This is a genomic window from Stenotrophomonas sp. 85239_Sma (genome assembly GCF_056481725.1).
The window spans coordinates 2,838,579-2,856,587 of sequence record NZ_CM151163.1; the positions used below are offsets into that span (position 1 = coordinate 2,838,579).

The following is an 18,009-nucleotide window of genomic DNA, read 5'->3' on the forward strand; positions in this document are numbered from 1 at the left end:
GGAGGGCTGCAACGCGCCCTCCATGCTGCAGCGAATGGTGAACCTGCCGTGAAACACGCGGCGCGACACTGGCCTTTGGCCACCGCCGGTCGCATACGCTCAGGCTCCCACCGCTGCTGGACACCCGCCATGCCAATGACCGCATTCGCGCTTGCTGCCGCACTTTCGGGCCTGCCCGACATCGACTGGGAGCGCCAGCGCGCCGAGGACGCGCACCAGCTCATGCTGTGCCAGATCCATCGCGATGAGTTGCAGCAGGCCGAGGGAAAAGACGAGGCCTACCAGCGCGCAAAGGCGGTCTGCGACCTGCTGGCACGGGACTACAAGGATAGGTGGGATTTCGACGCACAGGATGCACTGGCGGCATCGGCGGTGGATCTGGATGAGCTGATCCGGCGTGGCGACGCGGTTGAAGTCCCCCCTGCAAAGCGGGACCGTGCCTACGAGTGATCCGGCAACTGCCGGGATGACGGTGCCGTCGTCCATCACAATCAGCATGTCGGAGACTTCGCCCTCGTGCCCTTGCTCCGCAGTGGTCACCAGGATCCTCAATGGATCTGTCCGGATATCGTAGCCGCCGCTGGCGTGCTTCAACGTTCCCATGCGGTCCCAGTCGATTTCCATGGCCTGCTCCGGGATCCAGACGCGCCATGATGCATGCGCCAGGCAATTGAGAAGGCCACACGCAACGTCAAGGCCCCTTATCATGCGGGCTTAGGGGCTCTACATGCCCAGTTGACGCTTGCAAGGCAGTACCTGGATGTCTATGGAATGGCGCCCCTCGATCTGGGGCCAACGTGTGACTCGCTCTCCACACTGGTGGCTGCGGCTGGAGGGCGAATGCATCGACCTGGACATCGCAGGCCAGCGGCACCGGCTGCGCGTGGATGATGATCACAGCGTGCAGGTCATTCCAGGGTTTTTCTGGTCGCGGGTCGAGCTGCAGACAGAAGGCGCCGCGCGGCTGTCGGTGGATGGGCTTGCCAACGCGCAGGCGTCCCGGCTTGCGGCAGCGCTGCAGCAGGTGCGCTTTGCGCGCAGCACGCGAGGGCGCAAGGCCTTGTTTGACACGATCCTGGAGCGGATCCAAGCGTGGTTGAGCGCCGCGGACGCCCTCATTGACCGCGGCAGTACCGGCCGCCGCTGGATCACCCACGAGCAGCAGCAGGCGCTGCTGGCCGAGCGCTCCTCCCTGCCGCTGCAGTCGCCGGAGCTTGAGCAACTGTTCCTTGATGAAAGCGTGCATGGCGACCTGCATTCGCATAGCCATCGTGCTGCGCTGGACGCCCTGCACGACTGGCAGCTGGATTGGCCGGCCGCCTGGGCCGAAGCCAACGCGACCATGGCAGCGCATGAGCGGGTGCTGGCCAAGGACTTCCTGGACCGGGTCGAGAGCAAGCCCCTGACCGAAGAACAGGCCCGCGCCGTCATCTGCTTCGACAACCGGGTACAGGTCGTGGCCGCGGCCGGCTCGGGCAAGACCTCCACGATGGTCGCCAAGGCCGCTTATGCCATCGATCGCGGCTTTGTCGAACCCGAACGGATCGTGATGCTTGCCTTCAACAAGGACGCCGCGAAGGAGCTGGAAGCGCGTGCGCAGCAATGCTTCGACCGGCTCGGCATGGGCGACACCGTGGTTGAAGCCCGGACCTTCCACGCCCTCGGCCTGGCCATCATTGCCAAAGCGACAGGTCGCAAGCCCGATATCCCGGAATGGGCCGTCGACGCGACGCTGGGCTTCAACAAGCTGGCCGAGCTGGTAGACGACCTGAAGGACCGCTCGACCCATTTCCGCACCCAGTGGGACATGTTCCGCCTGGTATTCGGGCGCGATCTTCCGCCGTTCGGTGCCGACATGATGGCCGATGGGTACGACCGCGATGGCACGCCCTACATGCGTACCCTGCAGGGTGAGCGGGTGAAGAGCCTGGAAGAGTGCATCATCGCCGACTGGCTGTTCTACAACGGCGTGGCCTACGACTACGAGCGGCGCTACGAGTTCGATACCGCGACAGACACCCACCGCCAGTATCGTCCGGACTTCTACTATCCGGACGCCCAGTTGTATCACGAGCACTTTGCGCTGGATGCCGATGGCCAGCCGCCTAAGCACTTTGCCAACTACAGCGAAGGGATGCACTGGAAGCGCCAGCAGCATGTGGCGCGCGGCACCGCCCTGGTCGAGACGACGTCGTTTGGCCTGCGCAGTGGACAGGCCCTGCAGGATCTAGCCGACCGGCTCGGCGCGTCTGATGTCGAGCTCGACCCGAACCCGGACCGCGAGCTGCCTGACCAGGGCGCCAAGCCGATGCCGGACGCGGACCTGATCGGCCTGATGCGCACCTTCATTGCCCATGCCAAGAGCAACTGCCTGACGCTGGACGATATGGCGGCGCGCCTGCGGCAGATGCCCGAGGATCAGTTCAAGGAACGCTACCGGCGCTTTCTGGAGATCGCCGGGCCGGTTTTCCAGGCCTGGGATAACGCGCTGGCTGACGAGCGCAGCATCGACTTCGAGGACATGCTCAACATGGCGGCCGGACTGCTGGAACAGGGCCACTATGAATCGCCCTACGAACTGGTGATGGCCGACGAGTTCCAGGATGCATCGCGCGCCCGTGCGCGCCTGTGCCGTGCATTGGTCAGCCAACCAGGCCGCCATCTGTTCGCGGTGGGCGATGACTGGCAGTCGATCAATCGCTTCGCCGGTGCCGACGTTTCGGTGATGACCGGATTCCGCGAATGGATAGGGCATGGCCAGGTGCTGAAACTGGAGCAGACGTTCCGTTGCCCGCAGGCACTGTGCGATGTGTCCAGCCGCTTCATCAGCCGCAACCCCGCGCAGATCGCCAAAGCAGTTCGCTCTGCTGCACCGGAAATGGGCCCGGTACTGCAGGCGTTCCAGATGAACCGGCGCGAGGAGGTGCAGGATGGGGTTCGCCAGTACCTCGCCAAGCTGCATCAGCAGCTGCTGGCGGGTACGGTTGCGCAGGGCCGCAGCGGGCGCGTGACGGTCTTTGTTCTGGGGCGGTATCGCGCGGATCGTGGCGCAGTGCCTTCGGATTGGAAGACCGCCTTCGGCAGCACGATGGACGTCGAGTTCCTGACCGCACATCGATCGAAGGGACGCGAGGCGGACTACGTGATCCTGCCGGGCATGATCAACCGCAGCTTCCCGAGCCTGCGCGCGGATGACCCGGTGCTTTCGCTGGCAATGCCGGATGGGGATACCTATCCGCTGAGCGAAGAACGGCGGTTGTTCTATGTCGCGCTGACGCGTGCGCGACGGTCGGTCGCGATGTTCACCCTGCAGGGCAAGCACTCGCCGTTCCTGGATGAGCTGGTGAAGGACGGAGCAGTGGAAGTGACCGCGATTTCAGGGGCGGCCATCCACGACGAGCGCTGCCCGGTGTGCAAGTTGGGCGTGTTCGTGGAGAGGAATGGGCCGCACGGGGCCTTCCGGTCGTGCTCCAGCTATCCGTTGTGCCATAACAAACCGAAGGATGGGCGTCGTGAATGAACACGTGAGCTCAGGTGCAGGCCAACAGCTCAAGTGTTCAGGGGGCCACGGCCTGTCAGAAACGTAAAACGCCCCTTCCGGGGCGTTCGCGGTATGGCGGAGAGAGTGGGATTCGAACCCACGGAAGGTTTGACCCTTCGCCGGTTTTCAAGACCGGTGCCTTAAACCGCTCGGCCATCTCTCCAATCGGGTCCCGGTCGCCCGGGCAGCGGCGTATTCTCGCACGTGAAGGGCATTTGCCCAAGACCATCTTGCCCCTGCCCTCCGCATCCGGCACGGTGGGGCCTCCACCGCACTCGGAGCCGCCATGGCCCATCTCGATCTGGCCAACCTGCGCACCTGCCTGCTGGACGACACCCAGCTGGCCGCAGTGGCCCTGCATCGCACCTTCGCCGGGCACCTGCCGGTCAGCAGCGGGCAGCTGGTGGTCTGCGATCCGCTGGTCCAGGCCGACGCGCCTGCGCTGGCCGACTACACCGCCCCGCTGGGCCGGCACCCGGTCGAGATCATCGTGCACAGCGGCCGCCCGGCGCTGGCCGTGGTCTGGTTCAAGCCGCGCCAGTCGCTCACCGCGTCCGCCCTGCACTGGCAGATGGCGCGCTGGACCACGCAGGACCTGACCGGCCTGGATGAGGACAGCTTCACCGGCTATCCGGTCGACGCCGGTATCGGTTGCTTCATGGACACCGAGACCCAGCAGGCGCTGCTGGCCCTGATCGAACAGGCCGATGGCGAGGAAGAGAGTGAATGGTCGGAGGCACTGGTCGACCACGATGGCCTGGATGAAGGCGCCGAATATCGCCCCTGGGGGGAGGACTCGCCGCACGGCCTGGTGGTGTTCACCAGCGGCTGGGGCGACGGTGTCTATCCCAGTTACTGGGCGCTGGATACGTCCGGCATTCCGGTCGCCCTGGTCACCGACTTCCTGTGCATCCAGGGCGGTGATGGGCGCGACGAGCGCGAGATCGCCGACCAGGCCTATCGCGACAGCCTGCCACCTGCGGAAGCCGAGGCCCTGGCCCGGCTTGTGGCCGCCGTGGAGCGCGATGACGCGGAGGCGCTGCGTACCCTGCTGAAGGATGCGCCGCAGCGCGCCAACCAGATCGAACCGGGCTGTGGCGGCACTGCGCTGTTCGAGGCGATCCGCCTGGACCGTCCGCAGGCATTGCGGGTGCTGTTGCAGGACGGTGCATTGCCGGCAATGCCGGAACGCTTGCATATGAGCAAGGTCACCAGCTACCTGGACTACGCGCGCTTCCTGAAGAAGCCAGGAAGCGCGGCGCTGATGGCGGTGCTGGAAGCGCCCGTCGTTGCAGCCGAACCGCCACCGGCCGCACCGCGACGCCGTAGTTTCTGGGACCGGCTGTTCGGCCGGAAGTGATCGGCGCCGGAATACAGCAACGCCGGGCATGACCCGGCGCTACCGTTCAGCTCGCTCAGCCGGCATCCACGGCCAGCGCACCCAGTGCACTGGCCTTGATCCGTTCCTTGGCCTTTTCACAGGCGCCACCGCAATCCAGGCGCGAGGCCTCCAGCTGCGGCGGCAGGTGCTCGGCCAGGAAGTCGATGAACACGCGCACCGCCGGCAGCAGGCCACGGCGCGAGGCGAACACGGCATGGCACACGCCCTGCGGCAGTGACCAGTCCGGCAGCACCACTTCCAGCTCGCCGTTGCGCACGGCGTCGGCGCACACGGTTTCCGGCAGCATGGTGATGCCGAAGCCGTCCTTCACCATGCTCTGCAGCAGCGGAAAGTCGAAGCCGGCCACGCGCGGCTGCAGGTCCACCCGGCGCACTTCGCCTTCCGGGCCATGCAGCTCCCAGCGCTGGCGTGCTTCGTCCTCGCTGATGCTGAGGGTGACATGCTGGGTCAGTTCTTCCGGATCCTTGGGACGGCCGGCGCGGTCCAGGTACTTCGGGCTGGCCACCAGCAGTTCCTGCACCTGGCCGAAGCTGCGCATCACCAGGCTGCCGTCGTCGTCCAGGCGCGAACGCACGCGCAGGGCCACGTCGTAGCCTTCGTTGATGATGTCCACGCGGCGGTTACTGATGTTCAGCTGCAGGCGCACCTTCGGGTACTGCTCGAGGAACTTGGGCAGCAGCTTGGGCAGCTGCATCTGCGCCAGCGACACCGGCACGCTGGCGCGCACCACACCGCGCGGTTCGGCGCTGAGGCGGTCAACCACTTCGCGCGCGGCCTGGGCCTCGGCCAGCATCGTCTGCGCATGGCGGTGCACGCTGGTGCCGACGTCGGTGACCGCGAAACGGCGCGTGGAGCGCTGCAGCAGGCGCACGCCCAGGTCGGTTTCCAGCTGGCTGATGCGGCGGCTCAGTCGCGACTTGGGGATGCCCAAGGCGCGCTCGGCGGCGGCGAATCCACCGTGGTCGACCACCATCGCGAAGTAGTACAGATCATTCAGGTCATGCATGCCCGAGTTCCATATCTAGAACAATACGTGGCATTCAACCACCTTTATCCCGCCTTTGCAACAACCTATCGTTCTCTCCGTCGGCGGGGCACCCCGCCCCTTCCTCCCAGAACATAGGTGACTGCCATGAAGCTTCTGCATCTCGACGCCAGCGTGCTTGGCGACAACTCCGTGTCCCGCCAGCTGTCGGCCGCCGTGGTCGCCCGCTTCACCGGCCAGATCGACGGCCTGCAGGTCGATTATCGCGATCTTGACGCCAATCCGGTACCGCATCTGCGCAGCAGTTCGCTGGCCAAGACCGACGCCGCCGAGGCGACCGATGCTGAACAGGTGATGCAGCAGTTCCTGGAAGCCGACATCGTGGTGATCGGCGCACCGATGTACAACTTCAGCATTCCGTCCACGCTGAAGGCCTGGATCGACCGCGTGGCCGTGGCCGGCCGCACCTTCAAGTACACCGAGAACGGCCCGGTGGGCCTGGCCGGTGGCAAGCGGGTGATCATCGCCAGCAGCCGCGGCGGCATCTACACCGACTCGCCGGCCGACTTCCAGGAACCGTTCCTGCGCCAGGTGTTCGCCTTCATGGGCATCAACGAGATCGAGTTCGTGCGCGTCGAAGGCATCGCCTACTCGCCGCAGCACCGTGAAGACGCCATTGCCGGCGCGCTGGCGGCACTGCCTTCGCACGAAGCGGCCGAAGCTGTCGCCGCGTAACGCGTTCCAGCGTTCGGCGCCCCTCTCTCCTCGTCTGGGCGCTGAACGCGGGCCGGGATCCCCTCCCCCATCCCGGCCCACCCTGGCGGCCCCGCTCTGCGGGGCCGTTTTTTCATGGGCGCGCTACGCTGGGGCCATGGACTACATCGTGACGGCTGCGCACCGCAGCGAATTTCCGCACCCGATCACCCTGCGCCGCGGCCAGGCGCTGGTGGTGGGCGAACGTTATGAAGGCCCGGAGGGCTGGGACGACTGGCTTCTGTGCGAAGCCGAGGGGCAGCAGCCCGGTTTCGTGCCGGCGCCGGTGATCGGCCGCGATGCGCAGGGTGGCGCGTTTGCCACGGAGGATTACTGCGCGCGGGAGCTGGATGTGGATCCAGGGCAACTGCTGCGCGGGGTGCGCACGCTCAATGGCTGGGCATGGTGCGTGCCGGGAACGGGCGAACCGGGATGGGTGCCGTTGGAGAAGCTGCGCGCTGTTGAGTAATCGCGGTGGTTCATCCACGCATGGCGTGGATGTCGCCCGCATTGTAGATCCACGCCATGCGTGGATTCGGTGCCATGCGAGCATGGCACCCACCAAGGCCACAGCGGTGCCATGCAGGCATGGCACCCACCGATCAGGGAATCAGGCGATGGTTTCCAGGCCGCCCATGTACGGGCGCAGGGCCTCCGGCACGGTGATGCTGCCGTCGGCGTTCTGGTAGTTCTCCATCACCGCGATCATCGCGCGGCCAACGGCCACGCCCGAGCCATTCAGCGTGTGCGTCAGCTCCGGCTTGCCAGTGGCCGGGTTGCGCCAGCGGGCCTGCATGCGGCGGGCCTGGAAGTCACCACAGTTCGAGCACGAGGAGATCTCGCGGTAGGTTTCCTGCGACGGCAGCCAGACTTCCAGGTCATAGGTCTTCACCGCCGAGAAGCCCATGTCGCCGGTGCACAGCAGCACCTTGCGGTAGGGCAGGCCCAGCTTTTCCAGCACCACTTCGGCGCAGCGGGTCATGCGTTGGTGTTCGGCGTCGCTGTCTTCCGGGCGGCTGATCGAGACCAGCTCGACCTTCTCGAACTGGTGCTGGCGGATCATGCCGCGCACGTCGCGGCCACCGCTGCCGGCCTCGGCACGGAAGCACATCGAGTGGGCGGTCATGCGCAGCGGCAGGCGCTCGGCGTCGACGATCTCATCGCGCACGATGTTGGTCAGCGGCACTTCCGAGGTCGGGATCAGGTAACGCGTGGAGTCACCCACGGCGGTCTTGAACAGGTCGTCCTCGAACTTCGGCAGCTGGCTGGTACCGCGCAGCGAGTCGGCGTTGACCAGCAGCGGTACGTTGGTTTCCTCGTAGCCGTGCTCGCCGGTGTGCAGGTCGACCATGAACTGGGCCAGGGCGCGGTGCAGGCGCGCGATCGGGCCGCGCAGGACGGTGAAGCGCGAACCGGACAGCTTGGCCGCGGTCTCGCCGTCCAGCCAGCCGTTGCGGGCGCCCAGTTCAACGTGGTCGAGCACCTTGAAGTCGAACTGGCGCGGGGTTCCCCAGCGCGCCTGCTCGACATTGTCGTTCTCGTCGGCACCGGCCGGCACGTCATCGGCCGGAAGGTTGGGAATGCCCATCGAGATCGCTTCGATCTTCTCGCGCAGCTCGTCCAGCGCCACTTCCGAAGCCTTCAGCTCGTCGGCAAAGGCAGCGACCTCGGCCATGATGGCCGAAACGTCCTCGCCCTTGGCCTTGGCCTGGCCGATGGCCTTGGAACGGCTGTTGCGCAGGCTCTGCAGCTCCTGGGTCCGCACCTGGATGCGCTTGCGATCAGCCTCCAGGGACTCCAGGGCAGACACGTCGAGCTCGAAGCCGCGGCTGGTGCGCAGGCGTTCGGCGAGGTCGGCGGGCTGGTGGCGGAGCAGGGCTGGATCAAGCATGGCAGGTGTCGTGGTGGGTATCAGGAACGGGATTATCGCCTGTTATACGGTTTTCTGCCGCCCGGTTCATTCCCGCCGTGGCAGAATCAGGCTATTCCGTACTGGTCCGGTCCATGTCTGCACCCCGCTCGTCGTCCGCCAAGTCGTTCACTGTGCATATCCCGCGCAACGCCCTGAAGATCGCCGGCATCGCCTTCGGCGTGGGCATGCTGCTGTTCGTGGTGGTCTGGTTGACCGGCCGCGACAAGGAGTTCTTCCGTGCCGACCCGGCCGCGCAGACGCCGCAGGAGACCGCGCAGGTGGAACCGCTGCCGGAACCGCTGGCTGCAGCCGCAGGCTCCAGCGACATGCCCGATGCCAAGCCGGCCCCGGCAGAGGACGAAGCCCCGAAGCTGGTCGAAACCGCCCCGCCACCGCCGGCACCCATCGCTGAACCGGCCCCGGCCGCGCCGCCCCCTGCGCCGGCCGCCACCGGCAACAGCCAGCCGATGCCGATTGCCGGCCAGTCGCCGCCGCCGGCCTACCCGGCTGCCGCGCTGCGCGCCGGCGAGACCGGCAGCGTGGTGGTCCGCGTGGACGTGGATGCCACCGGCTACCCGAACAATGCCACCGTGATCCAGCGCAGCGGCTCACGCGAGCTCGACCGTGCCGCCACCGACGCCGTGCGCCGCTGGCGTTTCACCCCGGCGCAGAGCAACGGCCAGGCCGTCCCCGGCAGCATTGAAGTGCCGTTCGACTTCAAGACCCAGTAACTGAACGTTGCCCGGCAGGAAAACTGAACCCTGCCGGTCGCGTTGACGCAACGCTGACACTTCCCGCCGCTGGCCCGCGCAACACTCTCCCCGTCGTCCATTGACGGAAGGAGTTTGCGATGACTGCCACCACCCACGAAGACCTTCATTCGCCGCAGTTGCAGCAGCAGCAAGCCAGCGAACAGCACAAGCCCACGTCGCCCTGGATGTGGATCGCGCTGATCGTGGCGATGTTTGCCGCCGCGCTGCTCTGGCTGCGTCACTCGAGCCAGGAAGACGTGGCACCGGCACCGGTTGGCGAGCGCATGCTCCCTGCCCCTGAGCAGGCGCCGGTCGCCGACGCGCAGGCACCTGCTGCCCGCCAGACTGCACCGGCCAGCAGCCAGCCCAAAACTGCTCCCGCAGTGCGCAATCGCGAGGCGCGCCCGCTGGCAGGCAACAGCAAGCCGGCCTACCCCCCTGCAGCGCTGCGCAATGGCGTGCAGGGCAGCGTGATCGCCAGCCTCAATGTCGATACCCGTGGCCAGGTGACCAATGCCGCGATTGTCTCGCGCAGCGGTGAACGCAGCCGTGACCTGGATCGTGCTGTGCTGAGTGCCGTGCAGAACTGGAAGTTCCAGCCGGCGATGCGTGATGGCCGTGCGGTGGCCAGTGTGGTGCGGGTTCCGGTGGATTTCCGTACCGAACAGCGTTGATCGCGGACGAGGGGTTCGTGATGCTTAGACGGAGGCTTCGGCCTCCGTCCTTTTATGCGCAGACGCGTGCCAACCAGGGTTGGCACCTGCCAGGTGATCTGAGCGTGCCAACCAGGGTTGGCACCCACCGGGTTGCGCCATCCGCCGGGCGTGGCCTTTCAGGCCAGGTTGAAGCCGGCGCTGCGGGCCAGGCCATCGAAGTCCGGGAAGGACGTGGCGACGTTGGCGATGTCGTTGATGCGCACTTCGCCATCACTGATCTGGCCGGCAATGGCGAACGCCATGGCGATGCGATGGTCGCCGTGGCTTTCAATGGTGCCGCTGCCCAGGCGCACACCGCCGTGCAGGGTGGCGCCGTCTTCGGTTTCGTCCACCTGCATGCCCAGCGCGCGCAGCCCGGTGGCCATCGCTGCGAGGCGGTCGGATTCCTTCACCCGCAGTTCGGCGGCACCACTCACCACGGTCTGGCCTTCCGCGGCGGCGGCAGCCACGAACAGCGCCGGGAATTCGTCGATCATGTCAGGCACCAGTGCTTCCGGAATGCGCGCACCCTTCAACGGGGCGTAGCGCACCACCAGATCGGCCACCGGCTCACCGCCCTGCTCGGCCGGGTTCTCTTCGGTGATGTCCGCACCCATCAGGCGCAGCGCGTGCAGCAAACCGGTGCGACGCGGATTCAGGCCGACCTGCTTCAGTCGCAGTTCGGAGCCGGGAATGATGCTGGCGGCAACCAGGTAGAACGCGGCCGAAGAGAAGTCGGCCGGTACCACGATATCCGTGGCGCGCAGGCGCTGGCCGCCACGCAGGCGGGCCTTGCCGGGCGAGAATTCGATCTCTACCCCGAATGCAGAGAGCATGCGCTCGGTGTAGTCGCGGGTCGGGTGCGGTTCCACCACGCTGGTTTCGCCCTGCGCATACAGGCCGGCCAGCAGCACCGCCGACTTGATCTGCGCACTGGCCACCGGCGAGGCGAAGTCGATGCCGTGCAGCGATTGCCCGCCATGCACGTGCAGCGGCGGCGTGCCGTCATCCTGGGTATCGATCTTCGCGCCCATCTGCGACAACGGGCCGGTGACACGACGCATGGGGCGGCCGGACAGCGACTCATCGCCGATCAGCGTGCAGTCGAACGCCTGGCCTGCCAGCAGGCCGGCCAGCAGGCGCATGCCGGTACCGGCGTTGCCGCAGTCCAGCGGCGCATCCGGGGCCTGCAGGCCGTCGATACCGACGCCGTGCACGATGCGCTGCGACGGGCTGGGGGTTTCGATGCGCACACCCAGCTGGCTGAAGATGCGTGCAGTGGCGCGGGTGTCTTCGCCTTCCAGGAAACCTTCGATATGCGAGGTGCCATCGGCCAGCGCGGCGAACATCACCGAGCGGTGCGAGACCGACTTGTCGCCGGGAATGGTCAGGCTGCCCTGCAGCGGCTGGCCCTTGCGGGCGATCCAGTGTTGCGCGTTGCTCATCGTTCGATCATTCCGTAAACGCCGGCAGCGCCGGCGATGCATCAGGGAGCGGCGGCCAGGGCCGCCACAGCAGCACTCAGGGCACGGCCACCGGATAGGAGCCCAGCACCTTGATCTGCGCCGAGTGCGCTTCCAGTTCGGCCAACGCGGCCTGCATCGGCGCGTCGTCGATGTGGCCGGCCAGGTCGATGAAGAAGCCGTATTCCCACTTGCCGTGGTGCGACGGCCGCGACTCGATGCGGTTCATGCTGATGCCGTGGCGGGCGAACGGGCTGAGCACGTCGAACAGCGCACCGGGCTTGTCATGGATGAACACCAGCACCGAGGTGCGGTCGTGGCCGGAGGTCGGGAAAATGTTGCGGCCCACCACCAGGAAGCGGGTGGTGTTGTCGGCATCGTTCTGGATTGGCTTGGTGACCACCTTCTTCAGGCCGTACACGTGGCCGGCACTCTCGCCACCGATGGCCGCTGCGTCGTCGGCGTTGCGCGCACGACGCGCACCTTCGGCGTTGCTCGACACCGGAATCTTCTCGGCCTTCGGCAGGTTGGCGCGCAACCATGCCGAGGTCTGCATGAACGACTGCGGATGCGCGTAGATGCGCTCGATGTCCTCGATGCGGCCGCTGCGCGACATCAGGTACTGCTGCACGCGCAGTTCCACTTCACCGCAGATCTTCAGGTTGGAGGTCAGGAACATGTCCAGGGTGATCTGGATGGTGCCCTGCCCCGAATTCTCCACCGGCACCACGCCGAAGTCGGCATTGCCCGCTTCCACTTCCTGGAACACTTCCTCGATGCTGGCCATCGGCAGCCCCAGCGCAGAGCGGCCGAAGTGCTTGAGCACCGCCTGCTGGCTGAAGGTACCTTCCGGGCCGAGGTAGCCGATCTTCAGCGGCTCCTGCTGGGCCAGGCAGGCCGACATGATCTCGCGGTAGACGTGCACCAACAGCTCATCGCTGAGCGGGCCTTCGTTGCGGTCCACCACCATGCGCAGCACCTGCGCTTCGCGCTCGGGGCGGTAGTAATCGACGGCAGCGGCGAGCTTGCCCTTGGCCTTGCCGACCTGGTGGGCGAAACGTGCGCGCTCGGCGATCAGGCTCTGGATGTCGCGGTCGATCTGGTCGATCTTCGAGCGCACATCGGCCAGCGCCAGTGGCGCCAGGGTGGGGGCCGGGTTCGAGGCGGCCTTGGCCTTTCCCTTCGCCCTGGCAGGCGCGCTGTCCTTGGCCGGTACGGCCTTCTTCGGCGCCTTCTTGCTGGATTTGCTGCTTGCCATCGGAATTCCTTGTTGCGGGGCACGCACCCGACGGTGCGCGCCGTTCATTGCTCAGCCGTGACGCTGCTGGAAATCGGCCATGAAGGCGACCAGCGCCTCGGCCCCGGCCAGCGGCATGGCGTTGTACAGCGAGGCACGGATGCCACCGACCACCTTGTGTCCCTTCAGCGCCAGCAGGCCGGCGGCCTTGGCTTCGGTGACGAAACGGGCATCAAGCTCGGCATCGGGCAGGAAGAACGGGATGTTCATCCGCGAACGTGCCGCGTGTGCGACCTCGTTGCGGTAGAAGCCGCCGGAACCATCGATGGCGCCGTACACCAGCGCGGCCTTGGCGGCGTTGCGCCGGGCGAACTCGGCCACGCCGCCTTCGGCCAGCATCCACTTGAACACCAGGCCGGCCAGGTACCAGTTCCAGGTCGGCGGGGTGTTGAGCATCGAATCGCGGGCAACGTGCGAGCGGTAATCGAAGATGTCCGCACGCGGCTGGCCGCTGCGCTCGAGCAGGTCGCGGCGGATGATCATCACCGCGATGCCGACCGGGCCCAGGTTCTTCTGCGCGCCGGCGTAGATCACGCCGTAGCGGCGCACGTCCAGCGGTTCGCTGGCGATGGACGAGCTGAAGTCGGCGATCAGCGGGACGTTGCCGGTGTCGGGCACATCACGGAACTCGACGCCGTGGATGGTCTCGTTGGCGGTGATGTGCACGTAGGCGGCATCGGGCGAGAGCTGCCAGCCGGCGCGCGGCGGCAGCGTGCGGTAGCCATCGGCCTCGCTGCTGGCCGCGATGTTGACGTCGACGTAGACACCGGCCTGCTTGACCGCGGTCCTGCCCCAGTGGCCACTGACCACGTAGTCGGCGCGTTGGCCGGGGGCGGCGAAGTTGAGCGGGATCAGCGCCTGCTGGGTGGTGGCACCACCGGACAGGAACAGCACCGCATAGTCTTCGGGGATATCGAGCAGGCGGCGCAGGTCAGCCTCGGCCTCGGCGGCCACGGACATGAATTCCGCGCCGCGATGGCTCATTTCCACGATCGAGGCACCGGTACCGTGCCAGTCCAGCATTTCCGCCTGCGCCTGGCGCAGGACCGATTCCGGCAAGGTCGCAGGGCCGGCACTGAAGTTGAACGCGCGCGTCATGTCACACCTGTGGGGCAAGACCCCTAGTATGCCGCAGTGCACCAGCCTTGCGGCCTTGTGCGGCAAGGGAAATTTGGTTTCATTGGAATCCATCGGCCGCAGCAATGCGGCCGGTAGTCGCCAAGCTTGGTCTACGTACGCCGTCAGGCGTCAAGCCCGCCGAAGCAGCGTGCCGACCAAGGTCGGCACCCACCAAGAGCGGGGAAATGAACGCCGTCCCGGTAGCGCGCGGGCCATGCCCGGCCGGTTCAGATCAGCGCGCGCCGAACCAGAGCAGCAGGCTGAGCAGCGCGGCCAGCAGCAGCGCACTGACCAGCAGCCACGGCCAGCGCCGGACCCTGCGCGGCGCGGCCGGCAGCACCGTTGCCTGCTCGGCCTCGTGGCTTGCATCGTCCTCGACCGGCAGCGGCCGTCGGCGCGGATCATGCGGCACTTCCAGCACGAAACGATGCTGGCCATCGAACACCACCTGGTCGCCGGCCTGCAGCCAGCAGTGGCGCACGGCCACGCCGTTGACCCGGGTGCCGTCGGCACTGCCCAGGTCGCGCAGCAGCACGCGCTCGCCGTGCACTTCCACGCGGGCATGCTGTTCGGCGAAGGCCGGGTCATCGATGGCGATGTCGGCTTCGTTGCCGCGGCCGATCAGGCGGGCCCGCGACAGGGTGAAGCTACGGCCATGGTGCAGGCCGCCAACACCGCGCAGCAGTCGTTGCTGCTCGTCGCTGCCGTCTTCGGTTTTCGGCGCAGGCGCCTGCAGCAGGCTCTCGACTTCGCCCTGCAGCACCATTTCCACGCCATCCACGTACACCGCGTCGCCCGCGCGCAGCAGGGCCATCCGGCGCACGGGGCGACCGTTGACGTGGATGCCGCGGATGCCATTGCCAACCTGCAGCCAGAGGCCGCGATCGTCCATGCAGAATTGGGCCAGCAGCAGTGCGCCGTGGCCGGCATCACCGAGCCGCACGCTGCCGTTGGCCTGGCGCACGATGCGCTGCACCCCGGGCCGCAGGAGCTGGTCGGGCTGTTGTTGTTGACTGAAGTGAACAAGCAGGTTCTGCACGCGGCGCAGCCTAGCAGGTTGGCCGCCAACGAAGAAGAACCCACGATGAGTGCTTGGCGCGAAGGCCCGCGATGCGCACAATGCTTGCCCTCTTTGATCATCCCCGCCCTGCGCCAGGAGCCTGCATGTCCACCATCGATGTCCGCCACGCCCACGCCCTGCCCGACGCACAGGCGCGCGCCGCGATCGAGCAGGTCGCTGCCAAGCTGTCCGAGCGCTTCGGCCTGAAGTCGTCCTGGACCGCCGACGTCCTGAACTTCTCCGGCAGCGGCGTGGACGGTGCGATCGAACTGCAGCCGGGCGCCGTGCGCGTGACCGCCAAGCTGGGTTTCCTGCTGTCGGCGATGAAGGGCATGGTCGAAGGCGAGATCCAGCGCGTGCTGAAGGAAAAGCTGGGCTGAACCCCGGCGGCGGCCGTCACGGCCGTGCAACGCCAACGCGCGCTACTCTCGGGGCAGGCCCAACTCCCACGGGAAGTGCGATGAACCACTACGAAAACGACGACCGCCGCAACGACGACGCCTCTTTCGGTGACCAGGCCGAGCGCTTCTCGCGCAAGCTCAGTGACTCGGCACAGCAGGTCTGGCTGGCCGGGCTGGGTGCGCTGGGCCGTGCCCAGGCCGAGGGCAGCCGCTTCTTCGATGGCCTGGTGAAGGAAGGTGAAGCCTGGGAAGCCCGCCGCCGTGAGCGCAGCGGCGAACAGGGCCCGGGCTGGCGCGACAACGTCGAAACGTCGCTGGACGAGGCCCGCGAGAAGGCTTCCGGCACCTGGAACAAGGTCGAGAAGGCCTTTGATGACCAGGTGCAGGGCGTGCTCAAGCGCCTGCATGTCCCCACTGCCGACGAAGTGACCGCGCTCGAGGTCCGCATCGATGCCCTGCACGCGCGCCTGGCCAAGCTGGAAAACCGCGCCGCGTCCGGCACCGACGCCCCCGCTCCGGGCAGCCATCAATCGCCGGACAGCGTGCCCTGAGCGCAATTGTTGCAATGCAATAAAAATTGATTGACAATCGCGAGCAACCCGCCAATCGCTTCGGCTGCCGTTTGTTCCCTCCCCTCACGGCTTCAGGATTGGCGGGTTTTTCGTGCCCGCCGTGCGCCGATCTGCGCGCTCCATCACGCTTCCTGTCAGGAACATCCTGACCCAGCCGGGCACCGCGACCTTTACACTGTCGTTCTCCGCTTTCGCCCCTTCCGCCCTACTCCTGCATGCTCCCTTGGATCCTGGCCCTGCTGTCGGCCCTGCTTACCTGTTCCCTGGCCGTTGTCTATCTGTGGTGGATCAAGCGGCGGCGGAAGGAGATGCAACTCGGCCTGCAGGCCCTGGCCGGCATGCACTGGCGCGAATTCTCGGTACTGGTCAAGCGCATGCTGCGCGAACAGCGCGGCCTGCGCGAGCTTATCGATCCGGCCGAAGATGCCCGCGAGCCGAGCAGCGACTTCCTGCTCAGCGATGGCCCCAATCAATGGCTGGTGTCGTGCAAGCATGGCCTGGCCTACCGCATCGGCACCGCCGCAGTGAACGAGCTGGGCGCGGCCGCGCGCCTGGCCGGGGCCAAGGGCGGCGTGCTGCTGACCGAAGGCCGTATCGAGCGCGACGGCCGTGGCGCCGCCGAGAAGCAGGCCGTTGAAGTGCTGGACGGCCCGCGCCTGTGGCCGCTGCTGCAACCCTACCTGCCTGGCGATATCGAGGCACGTGTGCGTGCCAGCGCCCGACATGAGGCACTGCGCCGGATTGCCATTGCGGCACTGGGTTCGGCAACGCTGGGGCTGCTGGTCGGCTTGGGCCTGCAGGGCCTGCACGTGGAAAAAACCGCGCCCGGTGCTACGGCGCCGGCGGTGGCAACGCCTTCGGCCGCACCTGCGGCTGAACCTGCCCCGATCGAAGCAGTACCCGCGCCCGCCCCCGCTCCCGCGGCTGCCGTCGCCCCGGCGGTGGACGCGCGCAGCAATCCCAACCCGGATGCCGCCACGCTGGAGCGCTTCCAGGCCGATCTGGCCCGCGCACTGGCCGGCAAGCCCGGCATCGCCAGCGGCGTCTGGCTGACCCGCCAGACCCTGGCGATCAACCGCACCGGCGAACTGGAAGCGGTGTGGCCGCGGGTCTGCGAGGAAGTGCTGCATTACCCCGCCCTGCGCAACGTGCGCATCCAGCTCAACGCCCGCCCCGGCGTGGATGAACCCGTGCGCTGGCGGCAGTGCGCTACGTATTGATGAGGCAGCAACCACCCATGGCGTGGATCTACCAGGGGTTCACACCCATCGCGTAATCCCGGCGAGACTTCAGTGGATCCACGCCATGCGTGGATACGGCTCTTAACGCGCCCCCGGCGCGAAGCGCGCGACCAGATCCCAGGCGTCGCCAAGGAATACCTGGCGCACGCGGGTGATCGGCTGTTCGCCACGCCAGGTCAGGCGCTCGATCACCAGGCAGGCGGTGCCCGGCTTCACGTCCAGCAGCTTGGCGGTGGCGGTGTCGGCGCCCCAGGCGCTGATGCGGTGCTGGGCGCGGGTCCACGAAACGTTCTGCAGCAACCAGCTGCCCGGCGCGGTGGTACTGAAATCGACCTCCAGCACCTCGGGCACGCCCACCGGGCTGATCAGGCGGTGCTCCAGCGCCAACGGACGGCCATCGGCCAGGTGCAGGCAACGCATCGCCAGCAGCGTCTCCTGGCCCGCCAGCTCCACTTCGCCGGCATTGCCGGCATCGGCCAGGCGCAGGTCGCGTTGCAGCAGTCGATAGGCGTACTGATGGCCGCGTGAGCCGACTTCCATCGCGATATCCGGAATCTCCAGCGCCACCTGCTCCAGGTGCGGGGGTTGCCGTGCCACGAACGAACCCGCGCGGCGGCGACGCTCGATCATGCCGCTCTCGGCCAGTGCGGTCAGCACCTTGTTCACGGTCATCCGCGAGCAGCCGTACTGCTCCATCAGCTCGTGCTCGTAAGGAATGCGGAAGCCCGGCGCCCACTCTCCGCTGAGGATGCGGCTTTCCAGATCGCTGCGGATACGCTGGTTGAGCGTGGCGGACTTGCTGGCCTTCACGTAATG

At 67.0% G+C, this 18,009-nt stretch carries 17 protein-coding genes and 1 tRNA gene; 10 read left to right on the plus strand and 8 right to left on the minus strand.

What is annotated here, in order from left to right:
- The first annotated feature begins 129 nt into the window (after positions 1-129).
- Together ACYKG1_RS13350 and ACYKG1_RS13355 are read left to right on the plus strand one after the other, a co-directional pair.
- Positions 130-450 carry a hypothetical protein gene (locus ACYKG1_RS13350; protein WP_100473242.1) on the plus strand — a complete coding sequence of 107 codons (321 nt, stop codon included), beginning with the start codon at positions 130-132 and terminating at the stop codon, positions 448-450.
- 316 nt (positions 451-766) lie between these two features.
- Positions 767-3,520, plus strand: a complete 2,754-nt coding sequence (locus tag ACYKG1_RS13355; RefSeq protein WP_478472753.1) for a UvrD-helicase domain-containing protein — start codon at positions 767-769, stop codon at positions 3,518-3,520.
- A 94-nt stretch (positions 3,521-3,614) separates the two neighbouring features.
- Here the strand turns inward: ACYKG1_RS13355 and ACYKG1_RS13360 are convergent.
- Positions 3,615-3,704, minus strand: a tRNA-Ser gene (locus ACYKG1_RS13360).
- Between the two features lie 123 nt (positions 3,705-3,827).
- Here ACYKG1_RS13360 and ACYKG1_RS13365 point away from each other — a divergent pair.
- Positions 3,828-4,901, plus strand: a complete 1,074-nt coding sequence (locus ACYKG1_RS13365; RefSeq protein ID WP_478470710.1) for a DUF4241 domain-containing protein — start codon at positions 3,828-3,830, stop codon at positions 4,899-4,901.
- Positions 4,902-4,956: 55 nt separating this feature from the next.
- On the opposite strand, the gene ACYKG1_RS13370 is transcribed toward ACYKG1_RS13365, so the two are convergent.
- Positions 4,957-5,949, minus strand: coding sequence for a LysR family transcriptional regulator (locus tag ACYKG1_RS13370; protein ID WP_005410175.1), 993 nt, complete (start codon positions 5,947-5,949; stop codon positions 4,957-4,959).
- A 126-nt stretch (positions 5,950-6,075) separates the two neighbouring features.
- Between ACYKG1_RS13370 and ACYKG1_RS13375 the strand changes: the two genes are divergently transcribed.
- Entirely contained in the window at positions 6,076-6,663 is a 588-nt protein-coding gene (locus ACYKG1_RS13375) for an FMN-dependent NADH-azoreductase (protein WP_478470711.1), read from the plus strand.
- 136 nt (positions 6,664-6,799) lie between these two features.
- The gene (locus tag ACYKG1_RS13380) at positions 6,800-7,150 is read left to right on the plus strand and encodes an SH3 domain-containing protein (RefSeq protein WP_478470712.1); all 351 of its coding nucleotides are present in this window, start codon (positions 6,800-6,802) and stop codon (positions 7,148-7,150) included.
- A 141-nt stretch (positions 7,151-7,291) separates the two neighbouring features.
- Here the strand turns inward: ACYKG1_RS13380 and serS are convergent, their stop codons facing one another.
- Complete coding sequence (gene serS / locus ACYKG1_RS13385; protein ID WP_478470713.1) at positions 7,292-8,572, minus strand: serine--tRNA ligase; 1,281 nt, start codon at positions 8,570-8,572, stop codon at positions 7,292-7,294.
- A 113-nt stretch (positions 8,573-8,685) separates the two neighbouring features.
- On the opposite strand from serS, the gene ACYKG1_RS13390 reads away from it, so the two are divergent.
- Both ACYKG1_RS13390 and ACYKG1_RS13395 read left to right on the plus strand, forming a co-directional pair.
- Positions 8,686-9,324: an energy transducer TonB gene (locus tag ACYKG1_RS13390; RefSeq protein ID WP_100473247.1), complete on the plus strand. Its 639-nt coding sequence runs from the start codon at positions 8,686-8,688 to the stop codon at positions 9,322-9,324.
- Between the two features lie 119 nt (positions 9,325-9,443).
- Entirely contained in the window at positions 9,444-10,019 is a 576-nt protein-coding gene (locus tag ACYKG1_RS13395) for an energy transducer TonB (RefSeq protein WP_262083374.1), read from the plus strand.
- Positions 10,020-10,177: 158 nt separating this feature from the next.
- On the opposite strand, the gene aroA is transcribed toward ACYKG1_RS13395, so the two are convergent.
- From aroA to ACYKG1_RS13415, 4 genes are all read right to left on the minus strand, one after another.
- Entirely contained in the window at positions 10,178-11,485 is a 1,308-nt protein-coding gene (gene aroA / locus ACYKG1_RS13400; RefSeq protein WP_262083375.1) for a 3-phosphoshikimate 1-carboxyvinyltransferase, read from the minus strand.
- Positions 11,486-11,561: 76 nt separating this feature from the next.
- Complete coding sequence (gene pheA / locus ACYKG1_RS13405; RefSeq protein WP_478470714.1) at positions 11,562-12,761, minus strand: prephenate dehydratase; 1,200 nt, start codon at positions 12,759-12,761, stop codon at positions 11,562-11,564.
- Between the two features lie 51 nt (positions 12,762-12,812).
- A complete protein-coding gene (gene serC, locus ACYKG1_RS13410) occupies positions 12,813-13,898 on the minus strand; it encodes a 3-phosphoserine/phosphohydroxythreonine transaminase (RefSeq protein WP_478470715.1) in 1,086 nt (361 codons plus the stop codon).
- 253 nt (positions 13,899-14,151) lie between these two features.
- Entirely contained in the window at positions 14,152-14,958 is an 807-nt protein-coding gene (locus ACYKG1_RS13415; protein WP_478470716.1) for an FHA domain-containing protein, read from the minus strand.
- 125 nt (positions 14,959-15,083) lie between these two features.
- On the opposite strand from ACYKG1_RS13415, the gene ACYKG1_RS13420 reads away from it, so the two are divergent.
- The 3 genes from ACYKG1_RS13420 to ACYKG1_RS13430 all read left to right on the plus strand — a co-directional run bounded on the left by ACYKG1_RS13420 (position 15,084) and on the right by ACYKG1_RS13430 (position 17,172).
- Positions 15,084-15,359 (plus strand): polyhydroxyalkanoic acid system family protein, encoded by a 276-nt coding sequence (locus ACYKG1_RS13420; protein WP_005417302.1) that lies wholly within the window; start codon positions 15,084-15,086, stop codon positions 15,357-15,359.
- Between the two features lie 80 nt (positions 15,360-15,439).
- The gene (locus ACYKG1_RS13425) at positions 15,440-15,931 is read left to right on the plus strand and encodes a phasin family protein (protein ID WP_478470717.1); all 492 of its coding nucleotides are present in this window, start codon (positions 15,440-15,442) and stop codon (positions 15,929-15,931) included.
- 236 nt (positions 15,932-16,167) lie between these two features.
- Complete coding sequence (locus ACYKG1_RS13430) at positions 16,168-17,172, plus strand: restriction endonuclease (protein WP_100473254.1); 1,005 nt, start codon at positions 16,168-16,170, stop codon at positions 17,170-17,172.
- A gap of 102 nt (positions 17,173-17,274) precedes the next feature.
- On the opposite strand, the gene hutC is transcribed toward ACYKG1_RS13430, so the two are convergent.
- Positions 17,275-18,003 carry a histidine utilization repressor gene (gene hutC, locus ACYKG1_RS13435; RefSeq protein WP_088026455.1) on the minus strand — a complete coding sequence of 243 codons (729 nt, stop codon included), beginning with the start codon at positions 18,001-18,003 and terminating at the stop codon, positions 17,275-17,277.
- Between the last annotated feature and the right edge of the window lie 6 nt (positions 18,004-18,009).

What these genes read in the sequence shown, in the direction of transcription:
- ACYKG1_RS13375 (WP_478470711.1), top strand. Translation starts at nt 6,076, where the DNA reads ATGAAGCTTCTGCATCTCGACGCCAGCGTGCTTGGCGACAACTCCGTG.
- aroA (WP_262083375.1), bottom strand. Translation starts at nt 11,485, where the DNA reads ATGAGCAACGCGCAACACTGGATCGCCCGCAAGGGCCAGCCGCTGCAG.
- ACYKG1_RS13365 (WP_478470710.1), top strand. Translation starts at nt 3,828, where the DNA reads ATGGCCCATCTCGATCTGGCCAACCTGCGCACCTGCCTGCTGGACGAC.
- ACYKG1_RS13425 (WP_478470717.1), top strand. Translation starts at nt 15,440, where the DNA reads ATGAACCACTACGAAAACGACGACCGCCGCAACGACGACGCCTCTTTC.
- ACYKG1_RS13370 (WP_005410175.1), bottom strand. Translation starts at nt 5,949, where the DNA reads ATGCATGACCTGAATGATCTGTACTACTTCGCGATGGTGGTCGACCAC.
- serC (WP_478470715.1), bottom strand. Translation starts at nt 13,898, where the DNA reads ATGACGCGCGCGTTCAACTTCAGTGCCGGCCCTGCGACCTTGCCGGAA.
- ACYKG1_RS13395 (WP_262083374.1), top strand. Translation starts at nt 9,444, where the DNA reads ATGACTGCCACCACCCACGAAGACCTTCATTCGCCGCAGTTGCAGCAG.
- ACYKG1_RS13380 (WP_478470712.1), top strand. Translation starts at nt 6,800, where the DNA reads ATGGACTACATCGTGACGGCTGCGCACCGCAGCGAATTTCCGCACCCG.
- ACYKG1_RS13355 (WP_478472753.1), top strand. Translation starts at nt 767, where the DNA reads ATGGAATGGCGCCCCTCGATCTGGGGCCAACGTGTGACTCGCTCTCCA.
- ACYKG1_RS13390 (WP_100473247.1), top strand. Translation starts at nt 8,686, where the DNA reads ATGTCTGCACCCCGCTCGTCGTCCGCCAAGTCGTTCACTGTGCATATC.
- serS (WP_478470713.1), bottom strand. Translation starts at nt 8,572, where the DNA reads ATGCTTGATCCAGCCCTGCTCCGCCACCAGCCCGCCGACCTCGCCGAA.
- ACYKG1_RS13350 (WP_100473242.1), top strand. Translation starts at nt 130, where the DNA reads ATGCCAATGACCGCATTCGCGCTTGCTGCCGCACTTTCGGGCCTGCCC.
- pheA (WP_478470714.1), bottom strand. Translation starts at nt 12,761, where the DNA reads ATGGCAAGCAGCAAATCCAGCAAGAAGGCGCCGAAGAAGGCCGTACCG.
- ACYKG1_RS13430 (WP_100473254.1), top strand. Translation starts at nt 16,168, where the DNA reads ATGCTCCCTTGGATCCTGGCCCTGCTGTCGGCCCTGCTTACCTGTTCC.
- ACYKG1_RS13420 (WP_005417302.1), top strand. Translation starts at nt 15,084, where the DNA reads ATGTCCACCATCGATGTCCGCCACGCCCACGCCCTGCCCGACGCACAG.